This window comes from Rahnella sp. 2050 (assembly GCF_040544515.1).
GTDB classification, from domain to species: domain Bacteria; phylum Pseudomonadota; class Gammaproteobacteria; order Enterobacterales; family Enterobacteriaceae; genus Rahnella; species Rahnella aceris.
This window is the reverse complement of the sequence record NZ_JBEPKE010000001.1, coordinates 96,194-111,428: the sequence shown is the minus strand read 5'-3', so window position 1 is coordinate 111,428 and position 15,235 is coordinate 96,194. Positions and strand designations below refer to the sequence as shown.

At 55.1% G+C, this 15,235-nt stretch carries 13 protein-coding genes; 4 read left to right on the top strand and 9 right to left on the bottom strand.

The window, feature by feature from the left end; all coding sequences use genetic code 11:
* Positions 1 to 2: 2 nt before the first annotated feature.
* From prmC to hemA, 3 genes are read right to left on the bottom strand one after another with little or no spacing between them, the layout of a single operon-like run.
* Positions 3 to 872 carry a peptide chain release factor N(5)-glutamine methyltransferase gene (gene prmC / locus ABIC79_RS00450; protein ID WP_013575586.1) on the bottom strand — a complete coding sequence of 290 codons (870 nt, stop codon included), beginning with the start codon at positions 870 to 872 and terminating at the stop codon, positions 3 to 5.
* Positions 872 to 1,954: a peptide chain release factor 1 gene (prfA, locus tag ABIC79_RS00445; RefSeq protein ID WP_013575587.1), complete on the bottom strand. Its 1,083-nt coding sequence runs from the start codon at positions 1,952 to 1,954 to the stop codon at positions 872 to 874. Before prfA ends, prmC begins: the two co-directional genes overlap by 1 nt.
* Positions 1,955 to 1,986: 32 nt before the next feature.
* The gene (hemA, locus tag ABIC79_RS00440) at positions 1,987 to 3,249 is read right to left on the bottom strand and encodes a glutamyl-tRNA reductase (protein WP_013575588.1); all 1,263 of its coding nucleotides are present in this window, start codon (positions 3,247 to 3,249) and stop codon (positions 1,987 to 1,989) included.
* Between the two features lie 262 nt (positions 3,250 to 3,511).
* On the opposite strand from hemA, the gene lolB reads away from it, so the two are divergent.
* The 3 genes from lolB (at position 3,512) to prs (ending at position 6,110) form a co-directional block, all read left to right on the top strand.
* Positions 3,512 to 4,135: a lipoprotein insertase outer membrane protein LolB gene (gene lolB / locus ABIC79_RS00435; protein WP_013575589.1), complete on the top strand. Its 624-nt coding sequence runs from the start codon at positions 3,512 to 3,514 to the stop codon at positions 4,133 to 4,135.
* Position 4,136: 1 nt separating this feature from the next.
* Positions 4,137 to 5,000: a 4-(cytidine 5'-diphospho)-2-C-methyl-D-erythritol kinase gene (gene ispE / locus ABIC79_RS00430; RefSeq protein ID WP_013575590.1), complete on the top strand. Its 864-nt coding sequence runs from the start codon at positions 4,137 to 4,139 to the stop codon at positions 4,998 to 5,000.
* A 162-nt stretch (positions 5,001 to 5,162) separates the two neighbouring features.
* Positions 5,163 to 6,110, top strand: coding sequence for a ribose-phosphate diphosphokinase (prs, locus tag ABIC79_RS00425; protein ID WP_013575591.1), 948 nt, complete (start codon positions 5,163 to 5,165; stop codon positions 6,108 to 6,110).
* Between the two features lie 122 nt (positions 6,111 to 6,232).
* Here the strand turns inward: prs and ychH are convergent, their stop codons facing one another.
* Entirely contained in the window at positions 6,233 to 6,511 is a 279-nt protein-coding gene (gene ychH / locus ABIC79_RS00420; RefSeq protein ID WP_013575592.1) for a stress-induced protein YchH, read from the bottom strand.
* 292 nt (positions 6,512 to 6,803) lie between these two features.
* On the opposite strand from ychH, the gene pth reads away from it, so the two are divergent.
* Positions 6,804 to 7,394: an aminoacyl-tRNA hydrolase gene (gene pth, locus ABIC79_RS00415; RefSeq protein ID WP_037034067.1), complete on the top strand. Its 591-nt coding sequence runs from the start codon at positions 6,804 to 6,806 to the stop codon at positions 7,392 to 7,394.
* Between the two features lie 91 nt (positions 7,395 to 7,485).
* On the opposite strand, the gene ABIC79_RS00410 is transcribed toward pth, so the two are convergent.
* The 5 genes from ABIC79_RS00410 to ABIC79_RS00390 form a co-directional block, all read right to left on the bottom strand.
* A complete protein-coding gene (locus ABIC79_RS00410; RefSeq protein ID WP_121019324.1) occupies positions 7,486 to 9,390 on the bottom strand; it encodes a heavy metal translocating P-type ATPase in 1,905 nt (634 codons plus the stop codon).
* Between the two features lie 11 nt (positions 9,391 to 9,401).
* The gene (gene hflK / locus ABIC79_RS00405; protein ID WP_037034069.1) at positions 9,402 to 10,445 is read right to left on the bottom strand and encodes a protease modulator HflK; all 1,044 of its coding nucleotides are present in this window, start codon (positions 10,443 to 10,445) and stop codon (positions 9,402 to 9,404) included.
* Complete coding sequence (gene hflC, locus ABIC79_RS00400; RefSeq protein WP_112198688.1) at positions 10,442 to 11,476, bottom strand: protease modulator HflC; 1,035 nt, start codon at positions 11,474 to 11,476, stop codon at positions 10,442 to 10,444. The genes hflK and hflC overlap by 4 nt, the downstream gene beginning before the upstream one ends.
* Positions 11,473 to 13,431, bottom strand: a complete 1,959-nt coding sequence (locus ABIC79_RS00395; RefSeq protein WP_354566418.1) for an SPFH domain-containing protein — start codon at positions 13,429 to 13,431, stop codon at positions 11,473 to 11,475. Before ABIC79_RS00395 ends, hflC begins: the two co-directional genes overlap by 4 nt.
* 212 nt (positions 13,432 to 13,643) lie before the next feature.
* Positions 13,644 to 15,125, bottom strand: a complete 1,482-nt coding sequence (locus ABIC79_RS00390; RefSeq protein WP_013575598.1) for a SulP family inorganic anion transporter — start codon at positions 15,123 to 15,125, stop codon at positions 13,644 to 13,646.
* Between the last annotated feature and the right edge of the window lie 110 nt (positions 15,126 to 15,235).

Below are 15,235 nucleotides of genomic sequence, written 5' to 3'. Positions count from 1 at the left end.
ATTTAAATTCTAACCAATTGATTTTCTTCTGATCCGTGTAGCGGCTCCCACTGCCCGAGGCTGACACGATCGTTATCGCCATAATCTTTTACCGTCGCGATATGCTGATAACCGGCATCGCGCAATAACGCCTGCACGTCAGTCGCCTGCTGCCAGCCATGTTCGAGCAGTAACCAGCCGCCTTTGTGAAGATACGCGGGTGCCGCCTGAATAATATGCGCCAGATCAGCCAGACCGGCATTTTCTGCCACCAGCGCGCTGGCGGGCTCAAAACGTACATCACCCTTCGCCAGGTGCGGATCGGCGGCATCGATATACGGCGGATTACTGGCTATCAGCGCGAAACGTTCACCGGCTACCGGTGAAAACCAACTGCCCGGCAAAAATCGCGCATTCAGGATATTCAGCTTTTGCGCGTTGTGTTGGGCGAGGCGTACAGCATCCGGTTGCAGATCGACACCGGTAACCTTGCAATCCGGGCGTTCACTGGCCAGCGCCAGTGCAATCGCACCGGTTCCTGTGCCGAGATCCAGTATGCTGACGGGTTGAGAAGGCAGACGGATCAACGCCTGTTCCACCAGGCATTCGGTATCAGGACGGGGAATTAATGTCGCGGGAGAAACAGACAGTGGCAGCGACCAGAATTCTCGCTCGCCGGTCAGATAGGCAACGGGTTCGCCCTGCTCACGTCGCGCAAGCAGAATTTCCAGTTGTTGAAGTTGTCCGGCTGTCAGCAGCGTTTCGCCAAAAGCCATAATAAAAGTTCTTGCCCGGCCGGTCACAAAACCAAGCAAGATTTCAGCATCCCGCTTCGGGCTTTCACCCGCAGCAAGACGGCGGGTGGCATCACGCAGCCAGGACTGAAAATCCATCAGTCCTGCTCAGATAGCGCGGCGAGTTGATCGGCCTGATATTCCTGCACGATCGGCTGGATCAGACTGTCCAGTTTACCTTCCATCACTTCATCCAGACGGTAAATCGTCAGGTTGATGCGGTGATCGGTAACACGCCCCTGCGGGAAGTTGTAGGTACGGTTGCGATCAGAACGGTCGCCACTGCCGAGCAGGTTACGGCGCGTCGAGGCTTCTTCTGCCTGACGTTTTGCCACTTCCGCAGCACGGATACGCGCGCCCAGCACGGACATCGCTTTGGCTTTGTTTTTGTGCTGTGAACGTTCATCCTGACATTCCACCACGATACCGGTTGGAATGTGGGTAATTCGAATCGCGGAATCCGTGGTGTTAACGTGCTGTCCGCCAGCGCCGGATGAGCGGAAAGTATCAATGCGCAAATCGCCGGCGTTGATTTCCGGCAGCTCGGCTTCCGGAATTTCCGGCATCACGGCAACGGTACAGGCGGAGGTATGAATACGCCCCTGAGATTCGGTTTCCGGTACACGCTGAACGCGGTGGCCGCCTGACTCAAATTTGAACTGGCCGTAAGCGCCCTCGCCACTGATTTTGGCGATCACTTCTTTATAACCGCCGTGTTCGCCTTCGCTGGCGCTCACGATCTCTACACGCCAGCGACGCATTTCGGCGTAGCGGCTGTACATACGGAATAAGTCACCGGCGAAAATAGCCGCCTCGTCACCGCCGGTTCCTGCACGAATTTCCAGGAAACAACCGCGTTCATCGTCCGGATCTTTTGGCAGTAACAGAACCTGTAATTTTTCTTCGAGTTCTTCGATATTGGCTTTGCACTCTTTGATCTCATCCTGCGCCATTTCGCGCATCTCAGGATCGTCGAGCATCATCTCAGCGGTTTCTAAATCTTCCTGTGCCTGACGCCAGGCCAGAAAACATTCAGAAACAGCCGTTAACTGTGAATATTCGCGGGAAAGACTGCGGAATTTATCCTGATCGGCAATGACGCCGGCATCGCCAAGCATCGCCTGCACTTCTTCGTGGCGCTCTTGTAACGCTTCCAGTTTGGCAACAATAGAAGGCTTCATGCGTGGTGTTTAACCCTGTGAGAAAAGGAGAACTATTGCTGACCCAGCCCGAGGCTGTCGCGTAAAATTTGCAAACGCTCCACATCACCGTCGCTGGCTGCCTGTTGCAGAGAACGGGTTGGTGCGTGAATAAGGCGGTTTGTCAATTTGTGGGCTAATTCATGGATCACCGCTTCGACGTCAGCGCCCTGCGCAATGGCGGCAAGAGCTTTTGCTTGTGCGTCGGCGCGAATAATATCAGCACGCGAGCGATAATCACGAATAATTTCAACGGCTCCCTGCGAACGCAGCCAGGCCATGAAGTTTGAACTCTCCTGCTCAACGATAGTTTCAGCCTGAATGGCCGCCGCTTTGCGTTGTGCAAGATTGTTTTGAATGATGCTGTGCAGGTCATCGACGCTGTACAGATAGGCGTTCGCCAGTTTGCCGACTTCCGGTTCAATATCACGCGGAACGGCAATATCCACCATCAGCATCGGCTGGTTACGGCGGGCTTTTAACGCGCGCTCGACCATGCCTTTACCAATAATCGGCAGCGGGCTGGCGGTAGAACTGATAATAATGTCCGCTTCAGCGAGGCGGGAATCGATATCCTGCAGACTGATCACTTCTGCGTTCACTTCCGTCGCCAGCACCTGCGCACGTTCACGCGTACGGTTGGCAATCATCATGTGGCGGACATTATGCTGATGCAGATGACGCGCCACCAGTTCGATGGTTTCACCCGCACCGACCAGCAAGACGGTTAGCTCAGAAAGGGATTCGAAAATCTGGCGTGCCAGAGTACAGGCCGCAAACGCAACAGAAACGGCGCTGGCGCCAATATCAGTTTCAGTACGCACACGCTTGGCCACGGAGAAAGATTTCTGGAACAGACGCTCCAGTTCACCGGAAACCGCCCGTCCGTTTTGCGATTCGGCGAAGGCTTTTTTAACCTGCCCCAAAATCTGCGGCTCGCCTAACACCAGTGAATCCAGTCCACTTGCCACGCGCATCAGATGGCTGACGGCTTCATTATCATGATGCCAGTACAGGCTTTTGCGCACTTCATCTTCACTCAGATGATGGTAATCGCATAACCACTTAACCAGTTGCTCCTGCAGGTTTTCCTGTTGCTCAACGCTCAGATACAGCTCAGTGCGGTTGCAGGTAGACAACACGACACCGCCCTGCACCAGCGGTTGCTGGAGCAGACTGGAGAGCGCCTGATCGAGGGTCTCGGGTGAAAATGTTACCCGTTCACGCAGAGACACCGGGGCGGTTTTGTGGTTGATACCTAATGCAAGCAGGGTCATAGGGAGAGCGATTATCGGCTTATACTTTATAATAGTATGGGTTTACGTCTGTTGGGCATTCTACAAGATGCGCGAGATCAATAAAAGGCGAACAGCATCTTCGGTTAAATCCTTTTACACATCAGCATTGTCCCAAAACCTTTCAATCGCCGATCATCTGCACAGGGTTGAGATCACCCCTCGCGCGGGCTGTGCTAAACTGACGCACGCCACATTTGCCCTGGCATCCCATTTCGCCAAAGCACAAAGGATTTTATCTGTTATGCCAATGCGTAAAGCACACTTTGTTCGCCTTCTTCCTCTTGCAAGCTTAGTCCTTGCCGCCTGTTCGATTAACGCGCCGAAAGGCCCGGCGACCAGCCCGACTTCACCGCAGTGGCGTGAACACGAAGCTCAGGTTAAACAACTCGAGCATTATCAGACCCGCGGTTCTTTCGCTTATCTTTCCGATAAACAGAAAGTCTATGCCCGCTTCTTCTGGCAACAATATTCCCCTGACAGCTACCGTTTATTGCTGACCAATCCGCTGGGCAGCACGGAAATGGAATTAAAAGTGCAAAGCGGTATTGCGCAGTTGACCAACAATGAAGGCAAGCATTACACCAGTGATAATCCGGATGACATGATCCAGAAACTGACCGGCATGTCGATTCCGCTGGCTAATCTGCGTTTGTGGATGCTCGGTTTGCCGGGTGACGGCACCGATTTCACCCTCGACAGTCAGTACCGCCTGTCACAAGTTAAGTTCACGCAGAACGGAAAACCAGGCACCGTGGTGTATCAGAGCTATGACGAGGATGCCAAACCGTCCCTGCCGCAGCGTCTGGAAATGACCCAGGGAGAACAGCGTATCAAGCTGAAAATGGATAACTGGACGCTAAACTGAGATGACGCAGCAATGGTGGCCTTCTCCGGCTAAACTCAATTTGTTCCTTTATATCACCGGCCAGCGCCCGAATGGCTACCATGATCTGCAAACACTGTTTCAGTTTGTGGATTACGGTGACAGCCTGAGTTTTAAAGTCCGCGACGACGGCGATATCGTGCTGACCACGCCAGTTGAAGGCGTTGCAGATGACGAGAATCTGGTGGTACGCGCCGCCCGTCTTCTGCAACAGCACGCGGGCACGTCTCAGGGGGCAGACATTACCTTGCAAAAACGAATTCCAATGGGCGGCGGTCTGGGCGGCGGTTCTTCCAACGCCGCCACTGTGCTGGTGGCACTGAATGCGATATGGAATTGCGGCCTTTCTGATACCGAACTGGCTCAGATGGGTGTGACGCTGGGCGCGGATGTGCCGGTCTTTGTGATGGGCCATGCTGCTTTTGCTGAAGGGATTGGCGAGATTTTGCAGCCGGTCGAACCGGCGGAAAAATGGTATCTGATCGCCCATCCGGGTGTCAGCATTGCGACGCCGGTGATTTTCAGCGATCCGCAACTGACCAGAAATACACCAAAACGCACTGTAAATGTGCTTTTAGACACGCCTTACGCAAATGATTGCGAACCGATTGCGAGAAAACGTTTTTACGAGGTTGAACAGCTACTTTCTTGGCTGTTAGAATACGCGCCGTCGCGACTGACCGGAACGGGTGCCTGTGTGTTTGCGGAATTCGACACCGAGTCTGCCGCCCGTCAGGTTTTAGACAAAACACCATCGTGGAGTCGGAGTTTTGTCGCACAAGGTGTTAATATCTCGCCGTTGCACCGTTTTCGTGACGTCTGGTTGAGAACTGCGGGCAAAGCGTAGAGAGTCACGGTAGTTTTGTGTCTGTTCTTTGCCAGCCAATTATTCAACAGATTTAAGTAGTAAGATTTAGAAGTATCGTGAGCATAATGCTTTGGTACCGCTCACCGCCCGGTGGTGCCAAAAGCCAATGTCTTCCCTGGACGCAAGCCTGAGGTTCTTCTCGTGCCTGATATGAAGCTTTTTGCTGGTAACGCCACCCCGGAACTAGCACAACGTATTGCCAACCGTTTATACACCAGCCTTGGTGACGCCGCCGTCAGTCGTTTCAGCGACGGTGAAGTAAGCGTGCAAATTAACGAAAATGTACGTGGCGGAGATATTTTCATTATCCAGTCCACCTGCGCGCCTACTAACGATAACCTGATGGAACTGGTCGTAATGGTTGATGCCTTACGCCGCGCCTCCGCTGGTCGTATCACAGCCGTTATTCCTTACTTCGGCTATGCACGTCAGGATCGCCGGGTGCGTTCTGCCCGTGTGCCTATCACCGCTAAAGTTGTTGCTGACTTCCTGTCCAGCGTCGGTGTTGACCGTGTTCTGACTGTAGACCTGCATGCAGAGCAGATTCAGGGCTTCTTCGATGTCCCGGTAGACAACGTGTTCGGCAGCCCTATTCTGCTTGAAGACATGTTGCAACAGAACCTGGAAAACCCGATTGTGGTTTCTCCGGATATCGGCGGTGTTGTTCGTGCCCGTGCTGTGGCAAAACTGCTGAACGATACCGATATGGCTATCATTGATAAACGTCGTCCACGCGCAAACGTTTCTCAGGTGATGCACATTATCGGTGACGTCGCTGGTCGTGACTGCGTACTGGTTGATGACATGATCGATACCGGCGGCACGCTGTGTAAAGCTGCCGAAGCACTGAAAGAACGCGGTGCTAAACGCGTATTCGCGTATGCCACCCACCCGATTTTCTCCGGCAATGCAGTGGAAAACATCAAAAACTCCGTCATCGACGAAGTGATTGTCTGTGACACCATCCCGCTCTCCGCTGAAATCCGTGCACTGAAAAAAGTGCGTACCCTGACCCTGTCAGGCATGCTGGCTGAGGCTATCCGCCGCATCAGCAATGAAGAATCCATTTCTGCGATGTTCGAGCATTAATCATTATGCCCCTGTTTTCAGGGGCATTTTGTTTTGACAGAACCTGAAATGCAAAAACCGTTATCGTGTGAGCGACAACGGTTTTTTTATTACCAAAGAAGCCAGATTACAGCCTGATAAACTCAGGAATGACGGTGTGACTTACCGTTCGTGCAGCGGGAATCAAAGTGACGAACCCACCAGTACCTGTCTGCAACACGCTCCTGTCCACCGACTCTGGCTCCCGCCAGCCATAAAATGGCGCCGACGAAGATGCTACCAATTGCGCCATGCGCTAAAAATTGTGGTAACCCCAGTTCAGGCATCTGATTCAGGATGGAATAACCAACACCACCGACCATTGTGAGCAAACCGAGTCCCATCAGGCCATTGCCGATTATTCTTGCGGTTTTACGTTTCATAAGTCACCTCCAGTTGTCGATAGTCTTAGCATCACTGCTGTCTTGTCTTTTCCTGCCTTTAACTATAGACGTCCCATCCGGTTCACTTTGCGGTCACGATCACAGACAGAGAACATTGAATGACAAATCTTTACGTTTTCCAGTCAGATACGTTCGGAAAGTGAATAGTCAGACACGTAAACTATTCAAAATCTGGCACATCAGGCGGGTTTGCCCTGTCTGATATTTGGCACAGCCCAAAGTGACAGGTAAACTAGCGCGCTAAACCTCACCGGATAAAGAAGCGAACATCGTGAGCAGCATTAAATTGATCGTTGGACTGGCCAATCCCGGCGCAGAATACGCCCAGACCCGCCATAATGCCGGCGCCTGGTACGTCGACCTTCTCGCACGCCAGCACAACCAGCAACTGAAAGAAGAAAGTAAGTTTTTTGGTTATACCGCCCGCCTTTCTCTGGCCGGTCAGGACGTCCGTCTGCTGGTGCCGACCACCTTTATGAACCTGAGTGGCAAAGCGGTTCTGGCGATGGCGCAGTTCTATCGCATTGAGCCAGATGAAATTCTGGTCGCGCATGACGAGCTGGATATCCCGCCGGGCATGGCGAAAATCAAGCTGGGTGGGGGTAACGGTGGCCACAACGGCCTGAAAGATATTCAGAGTAAATTCGGTAACAACCCGAACTTCTACCGTCTGCGTATCGGTATCGGGCATCCTGGCGATAAAAGCAAAGTGGTGGGATTTGTGCTCGGCAAGCCGCCAGCCAGTGAACAAAAGCTGATTGACGACGCGATTGATGAGTCGCTGCGCTGTACTGAGTTGCTGATGAAAGAAGGTTTGGAAAAAACCATGCGTCGCCTGCATACCTTCAAAGCTGAGCTTTAACCGCCGCTTTTGACAAGAGTGTTAGCCAGGTGCAAAAGAATCGAGCCTGGCTAACACCTGAAATTTTAGAAATATAACTAACCGACTTTATTTAAAGCGGCTCATCAAAACGCAGCAAACGCCCCGCATTCCCCAGCACCAGCAAAGTGCTGAGATTATGCAGCAACGCGGCAATCAGTATGCCCCCCACGCCTAACCACCCCATCGCGGCCGCCGCCATCACCACCAGCGTCCAGCCCAGCCCGATGAACACATTGATTTTCAGCGTCCTGCGGCAGGCACGGCTCAGTCGAACACAGGTGCCGAGACGGCGTAAGTCGCTGCCGATCAGCACCACGTCGGCGGAGGCGAGCGCGATATCACTGCCGCCCGCCCCCATCGCAATCCCCACCACCCCAGCCTTTAGCGCCAGCGAATCATTAATGCCGTCACCGACCACCATCGGGCGGTAACCCTGCACAATTTCAGCGGAGACCTGATGCAGTTTATCTTCCGGTAAAGCCTGCGACACCACATCACTGATGCCCAGTTCTCCGGCAATACGCTCAGCCACGCTGGCGCGATCGCCGGTCAGCAGCAGTTGTCGCTGCAGGCCAAGCTGACGCAGTTCAGCTAACGCCGTGTGCGCCTCAGGCCGCAATGAATCTGCCAGCAACAGCCAGCCGAGAAAATGCCCGTTCAGCGCCAGACCAACCAGCGGCCCGTCATGTTCAGGTACGACGGTCATCGCGATAGTGTTCTGGCTGAAGAATGCCGGGCGCCCTAACAACGCCTCGCCTTGCGCAGTTTGCGCCCGCACGCCCATACCCTGCTGTTCCGACACGTCTTCCAGCGGTAAGTATTGTTCACGCGGCAGTAACTTAGATAGCGCACGGCTGACCGGATGGCTGCTCGCCGCGCCCAGACTGGCCGCCAGACTGAGCACGGCGTCAGAGGATTGATGCTCTGCCAGCACCGTACGTTGCAGATGCAGTTCACCGTGGGTCAGCGTGCCGGTTTTATCCACTACAATGGCATTCAGATCCGCCAGTTCCTCAAGAAAAGCGGAGCTGCGGATCAGAATGCCGTGACGCGCGGCAACAGCAATACCAGCAATTGCGGTGGCGGGTGCGGAAAGCACCAGCGCACACGGACAGGCCGCTACCAGTACCGCCAGCATGGCGTGAGCATCACGGGTGATAAACCAGGTCGCCGCCGCAATCAGCAAAATCAGCACCAGATATTGCCCGGCGTAACGCTCGAGCAAACGGGTGATCGGCGGTTTGGCATGCTCCGCTTTTTGCATCAACGCAATCACTTTTCCGAGCGTAGCATCCGCACCGGTGCGCGTGACTTCAACGCAAAGCAATCCGTCGAGGTTGATGGCACCGCCGAACACATCGTCACCCGCGCAGGCTTCCTGTGGCACCGATTCGCCGGTGATCGGTGCGGTATCGAGACTGGCGCGACCTGATAACACACGGCCATCGGCGGGCAACCGGTCACCGGCGCGCACTTCAATCCGGTCACCGGTTCGCAACCGGTGGTTATCGATTTCCTCAATCTCACCATCGGGCAAAACCCGCCGGGCGCGGCTGCGGGTCAGATGGCTGAGCGCATCGATGGCTTCCTGCGAACCGATAACGCTGCGCTCTTCCAGAATATGACCAAAAATCATAATGCCCGGCAGCAACGCGGCGGTCATCAGGTCTCCTGTGGCCCACGCGCCAAGCATAGCCAGCGCAATCAACTGATCGGTGACGCCGTGCAGGCTCGGGCTGCGCAAACTATAAATTGCCGAGCGCAGCACAGGAACTGCCACCAGCAATGACGCCACACCAAACAGAATTTGCCCGACATCACTTTGCTGTGGAAACAACCATTGCCAGATCCAGCCGCACAGCAGCAGACCAAACGCCGCCATCGCCAGAAGCAGCTGTACAGCCATGCTTCGCTGTTCATGGCGCGTTAACAGCACGCTTTTCGCTGCCGGTTCTTCAGAAGTAAAAGAAGTCACAGGGCAATACCTCAGGGTTGAGAGGATGGACGGTCTGGCCCCGGCAGGATCAGATGTGCATCGTCATGGGGATCAACGGCAGTGACGCCGCCCGCATGGGCAAGGATTGCCGGCATCCGTTCACGCCACAGACGCCACAGTAATTCAGGTGAATGATCATTCGCCAGTTGCACCACAGTTGCAGTCTCCGTGGAAGCCCGGGCTATCTGTTCGCTGGCTTTGGCATGGGAGACCTGTAAGGTGCGATCTGCCGCCTGAACCGCCTCCTGATGCACACTGGCAGCCTCATTACTCGCGCTGGCGATGTTCTGATCCGCCTGCTGACTGGCTGTCAGTACGGCATTAAACGCCTCAACCGCCGACGGTGGCAGAGAAGACTGCACGTCAACGCGACGGACTTCGATACCGGAGTTGCTGCCTGCAGCTCTCAGGGCGGCGAGTTGCTGATTAATGCCCTGACGTAAATCGCCACGCAGCCGTTCCCGTCGTTCGGCGATATGGCTGTCGTTACCCACCATTTCCGGCCGCGCGACCAGAATGGTATCCAGATCGCGTGAGGCACAAATCGCCACCGCCGCGTGCTCGGTTAAACGATCCAGGGCCGGTAACACGTGTTCACCCTGCAACACAAACGCCACCGGATCGGTAATCACGTAATACACCTGCACATCCAGCTGAACCACGCCGGAATCACCGGTCAGCAAATACCCAGCGCCCGCGACGGCATCACTTTTCTCGCCGCCGGTATTGGTCCACGCAGGCACAATGTTTTCTCTGAGCAACGCGGTCACGTGATGCTCGATTACCCGGTCAGCGGCGGGTAAAATTTCTACCTGCTCCAGCGGTTCCGGCCACGCCAGCAACAACCCGGCTCCCGCCGTGCGGGAAACCGCACCAAAGCGCATCACCACCGCGCGCTTATCCGGCTCTATCTGCCGCACATTGGAGAACAGCCAGTTCGCGGCGGCAATCAGCGTCATGGCAAACAGCGCCAGACAGGCTATGCGTCCTGCCTGAAACCACGCATTCCCCTGAAAGCGGGACAACGGATTCATGGCCGCAGCCCGTTGCTGGCGGCGGGCAAGGCGGGCGGACCTTCAACCAGTTGCCGGAACGGTGCGGCATCAGTGCGCAGCACCAGCCGGGTGCCCGGCGTGATCACGCTGTTGAGCGTGTCAAGCGAGCGCAACAAATCGTACAATTCGGGGTTACTGGTCCGGGCTTTAGCGTATATCGCCGCGCTCTGAACCTGCGCCTGCGCTTCAATATTGGCTGCGCTGACCGACGCATCGGCCTTAATCACACGGGCATCGCGTTCGGCGGAAGACCGGATTTCAGCCGCCTGACGCTTACCTTCGGCGGACCGCTCGGTGGCAATGGTTTCCCGTTCTGCCCGCATGCGATCCACGGTGGCATCTAACGTCACCGACGGTAATGTCAGCCGTTCAACGCCGACCTGCACCAGTTCAATGCCATAGCTGTCGAGCAACTGGCGGGCTATCTGATCATGCAAATGCTGTTCAAAACCGGAAAGGCGGATTTTACTGGCATCAGTGTTAACCAGATCAGCCAGTGCAAAACCGCTGGTGGTGGTTTCCAGCGCCGAACCAATAAACGTTCGTATCTGCGCGGCGGCCATATCCGGCTGATTTTGTACCGCGCGGATAAAACGCTGCACATGCTGAGGATCGTTTTTCACCTGCCAGACAGTATAAGCCTGAACAATGATCCGCAGACCGTCACGGGTGCCGACATCCTGCAACCCACTGGACGTGGTGCGGATACGTAAATCCACCGGGATCGCGGTCTCCAGCGGCACCGGCAGATGCCATGCCAGCCCCGGTTGCAACAGCACACGCACCGGATTACCAAAGCGCGTGATCACCATCGCTTCGCCGGAACGCACCTGCACCAGACAGGCGGTGGCGGCAATCAGGGCCACCAGTACGATAGCAATCGTAACCCGTCGCCAGAGTCCAGGGGCCGCCGGGCCGGAATGATGATGGTGATGTCCGGCACCGTGATGATGTCCGCCATGTGCATCGTGATCGTGTCCGTGGGCTTCAGGTTGTTGGGAATCATTCACCGGGTAGTCTCCGCGTTGACAGAATGCGCCGCTTTATCCGCTCCGGGCGTAAATGGCAGGGTAAAATTTCTCAGATCCAGCACCGGCGAAGTCCCGCCGCCAATACGGTGATCAACAATCAGAACTTCCGGATGCTGCTGCATCGCCAGAATCAGCTGACTAAAATAACGGTCGGTCAGGAACGACTGTCCGCCAGCCTGATACGCCTGATTTTCTGCGTTAAAGCGCAACGCCATGACCTGCGCCTGATCGAGATTTTCGTGGCTTTGTGCACTGGCGGTATCCTGCGCCAGACGGGCAAATTGCTGTGCCGCATTGAGTTGCTGCGCGGCCTGCCCTTTCTCTCCGGCGATGGCGCTTTGGGCCAGAATTTGTGCCGCCTGTACGCTGTGATAAGCATCCGCCGCACCCGCAGGTGGATGGATTGATTCAATCACCGTAGCCAGCAGTTCCACGCCGCTGTTGAGATGATCAAGCTGGCTCTGTACTTTCCGGCCAATATCTGCGGCAAGGCGTGTCTGATCACTTCCCAGCAGGCTGTCGAGCGTACGCGAGGAAAAATCATGCACCAGCACCTGGTTGGCAATACTGCGGATCAGCACCGGCATATTGTCGGTGTGATAGAGGCTCGCCATCGCCGCGCCGTCATTCATGGCGATGCGGTACACAAAGCGGACATCCATATTCATGATTTGAAAACTTTGCCTGTCACGGGTGGCACTGGCGATGATTTGTGATTTATCGCTGCTGTGGCCGGAGTCCCACAGACGGTTTGCGCTTTCAGGCGCCGGGCCTTCGGCGGTATCAGCCACCGTGACCGGTGTGGTGGTGACCGGTTCTTCGGAACCGGTGGTGAGTTCATGTACTTCGCCGTTATCAACCATCCGCGTACGGCCAAATGGCCACGGCAGACCCGCATGTAAACCGGGTTGTCGGACCGCCACCGGTTTGCCGAAGGATTCATAAATTCCGCGCTGGGTCAGCGGCACCTCGCTGATGCCCGTCAGCAGCCAACCGGTCAGCAACAAGATTGCGGCCAGCGGTAACAGTGCACGGCGCATAAAATGAAACGCCCAGATCTGACGAAGATCGATACCAAAATGCTGATGCAGTTCGTTTTGCACAAACTGTAACGGACGCGGCGGCCAGCAAATCTGCGCGGCCAGCAGGCTGCCCGCAATAAACTCCGGCTCTTTATCCTCACGCGGCGGCGAAAACATCGCCATCAGCGCCCGCAGGAAAAGCTCCAGCGCCACCAACCCCGGTAATAATCCGGTGAGCATCAGCAGGTGAGCTGGCCACACCGAAGCCTCACGGGCAAACATCAGGGCTAATGCACTCAGCAAAAACACGCCAATCATCATGCGCATCATCGGTGCGAGCTTTGCTGTTTCCGGCCATTCCAGCGGGTTTTTTAGCGTCCAGTGACGCTCCAGAACCAGTACAGCAAAGGCGCAGAGAATGAATACCGAACCGGCAAAATACCCCGCCTCACCGGCGTCATTGGCCGGTATTGGCAACTGCCATAACACACTGATGAGCACAATTGCGGCAAACGCAGGAAGCGCCTGGAAGAACACATGCGCGTCAACATAACGTAAAACAGGACGCATCCAGGGGCGGGAAATCAGACGTTGGGAAAATCCGGAAGACGCTTCCGGCATGGCGGTTTCAACAGCAGGCGCAAATTGTTGCGTCCGCCAGCGGGAGATACGCCGGGCACATTGCAGGGAGGCAGCGCAAACCCACATCGCCGCCATGATGTTGCCGGTCACCCAGGGCCACACCGATGCCGGAGAGACCAGATACAGCATCAGCAAGATCAGATACATCACGCTGCTGATCACCATAATGGGGTTGATCAGCCCGCTCAGCCAACGCGTGTGGGTGGCGGCAGACTGAAAGCGCAGCTGTTTACTGGCGTTATCCGTCCCGGATACTTTGTCTGTACTCATGTCCGCTCCGGCAGTGGAAAAAATACCCCGCAGCGCAGGCCTGAAGCCAGTTAGTGCGAAGTTGACCGGGCGTAACGGTATAACATTACAGAATTTTCAGCGATATGAATTTGGCCGCTTTTTTGCCCCGAATTGTAAGCATTTATCTTTAAAGGGCCACAAGCGGGTGAATAACGAAAAAGGTGCCGTTTTTAAGCGACACCTTTGAGGTTTCAGAGATTATCTTCAGCCACGTAATATTGCGGATCGTCGAGTTCGTGAGAACAGAATGGCCCGGCTTTTTTGAGCAAACTCACGCAATCATTGCTCAGATGACGCAGGCGAATGGTTTTACCGGCATCGAGATAGCGCGTGGTCAGTTTATCAATCGCCTCCACTCCGCTCGAATCCATGACCCGCGTACCGGCAAAATCCAGCACTACATTTTGCGGATCGTTTTCAGGATTAAACAGCTCGGCAAAGGTCGCGGCAGATCCGAAGAACAGCGGCCCGTCCAGCTTATACACTGCCAGGTCGCCTTTAGTTTTATGCTCTCGCACACGGATACGCGCCTGCTGCCAGGCAAAAACCAGCGCAGAGATAATCACGCCACTGATCACCGCCACGGCAAGATCGGTGAAAATCGTGATGACGGTGACAATCAGCATCACCAGTACATCAGCTTTAGGCATGCGGCGAAGACGGCGCAGCGAACTCCACTCAAAGGTGTTGTAGCAGACCACCAGCATAATGCCCGCCAGCGCTGCGACCGGCAGCAAGCCAATATAACCGGACAAACTGACCACAAACAGGATCAGTAAAATGGCGCCGACTGTACCGGAAATTCGCCCCCGACCGCCGGAGGTGAAATTAATGATCGATTGCCCAATCATCGCGCAACCGGCGAAGCAACCGAACAGACCGCAAATCGTATTCCCCGCGCCCTGCGCAATACTTTCACGGTTGCCGTTGCCCTTCTGATGACCCATTTCATCAAGCACGGTCATCGTCAGCAGCGATTCAATCAGGCCAACCAGCGCTATCACTACCGCATAGGGCAGCACGACTTTCAGCATCTCAACATTGAAAGGCGCAACCGGCAGGCTGAAGTGTGGCAACGCCCCTGAAATATCTGCCAGGTCACCCACGCGCAAGGTGTGCAGGTTAAAACCGATCGCTACGGCCGAAACGACAATCAGCGCTGCCAGCGAAGAAGGAATAATTTTGGTCAGTTTCGGGAACAGCACCACCACCAGAATCGCCAGCAACACCAGTCCGTACATCAGCAGTCCCTGCCCGGCAATCATGTGCAACTGCGCCAGCATAATGACAATTGCCAGCCCGTTCACAAAGCCGTGAACCGCAGGTAACGGCACCAGCCGGATAAATTTCCCGAGGCGGAAAACACCAATCAGAATCTGAATCACCCCGGCAAAAATGGTCGCCCAAAGCACGTATCCCATACCGTGTTGTGCCGCCAGACTCATCAGCACCACCACAATGGATCCCGCTGCACCGGACACCATGCCCGGTTTACCGCCGAACAGTGCCGTCACCAGCCCGATAATAAACGCCGTGTGCAAACCGACAATCGGCGACAATCCGGCAACCAGTGAAAACCCGACCGCTTCGGGGATCATTGATACCGCCACCACAAATCCGGCCAGCGTTTCGTTCTTCATTTCAGACAACTTCAGACCACGCGGATTAAACATAAAACATCCGGTACATTTCCCGATCAGTTAAAAAATTGTGACAAGTATCTAAAAATGAACCAGGCGAGGCAAGGTTTATCCTGTGTACTGACAACAGTGGCGGCCACAAG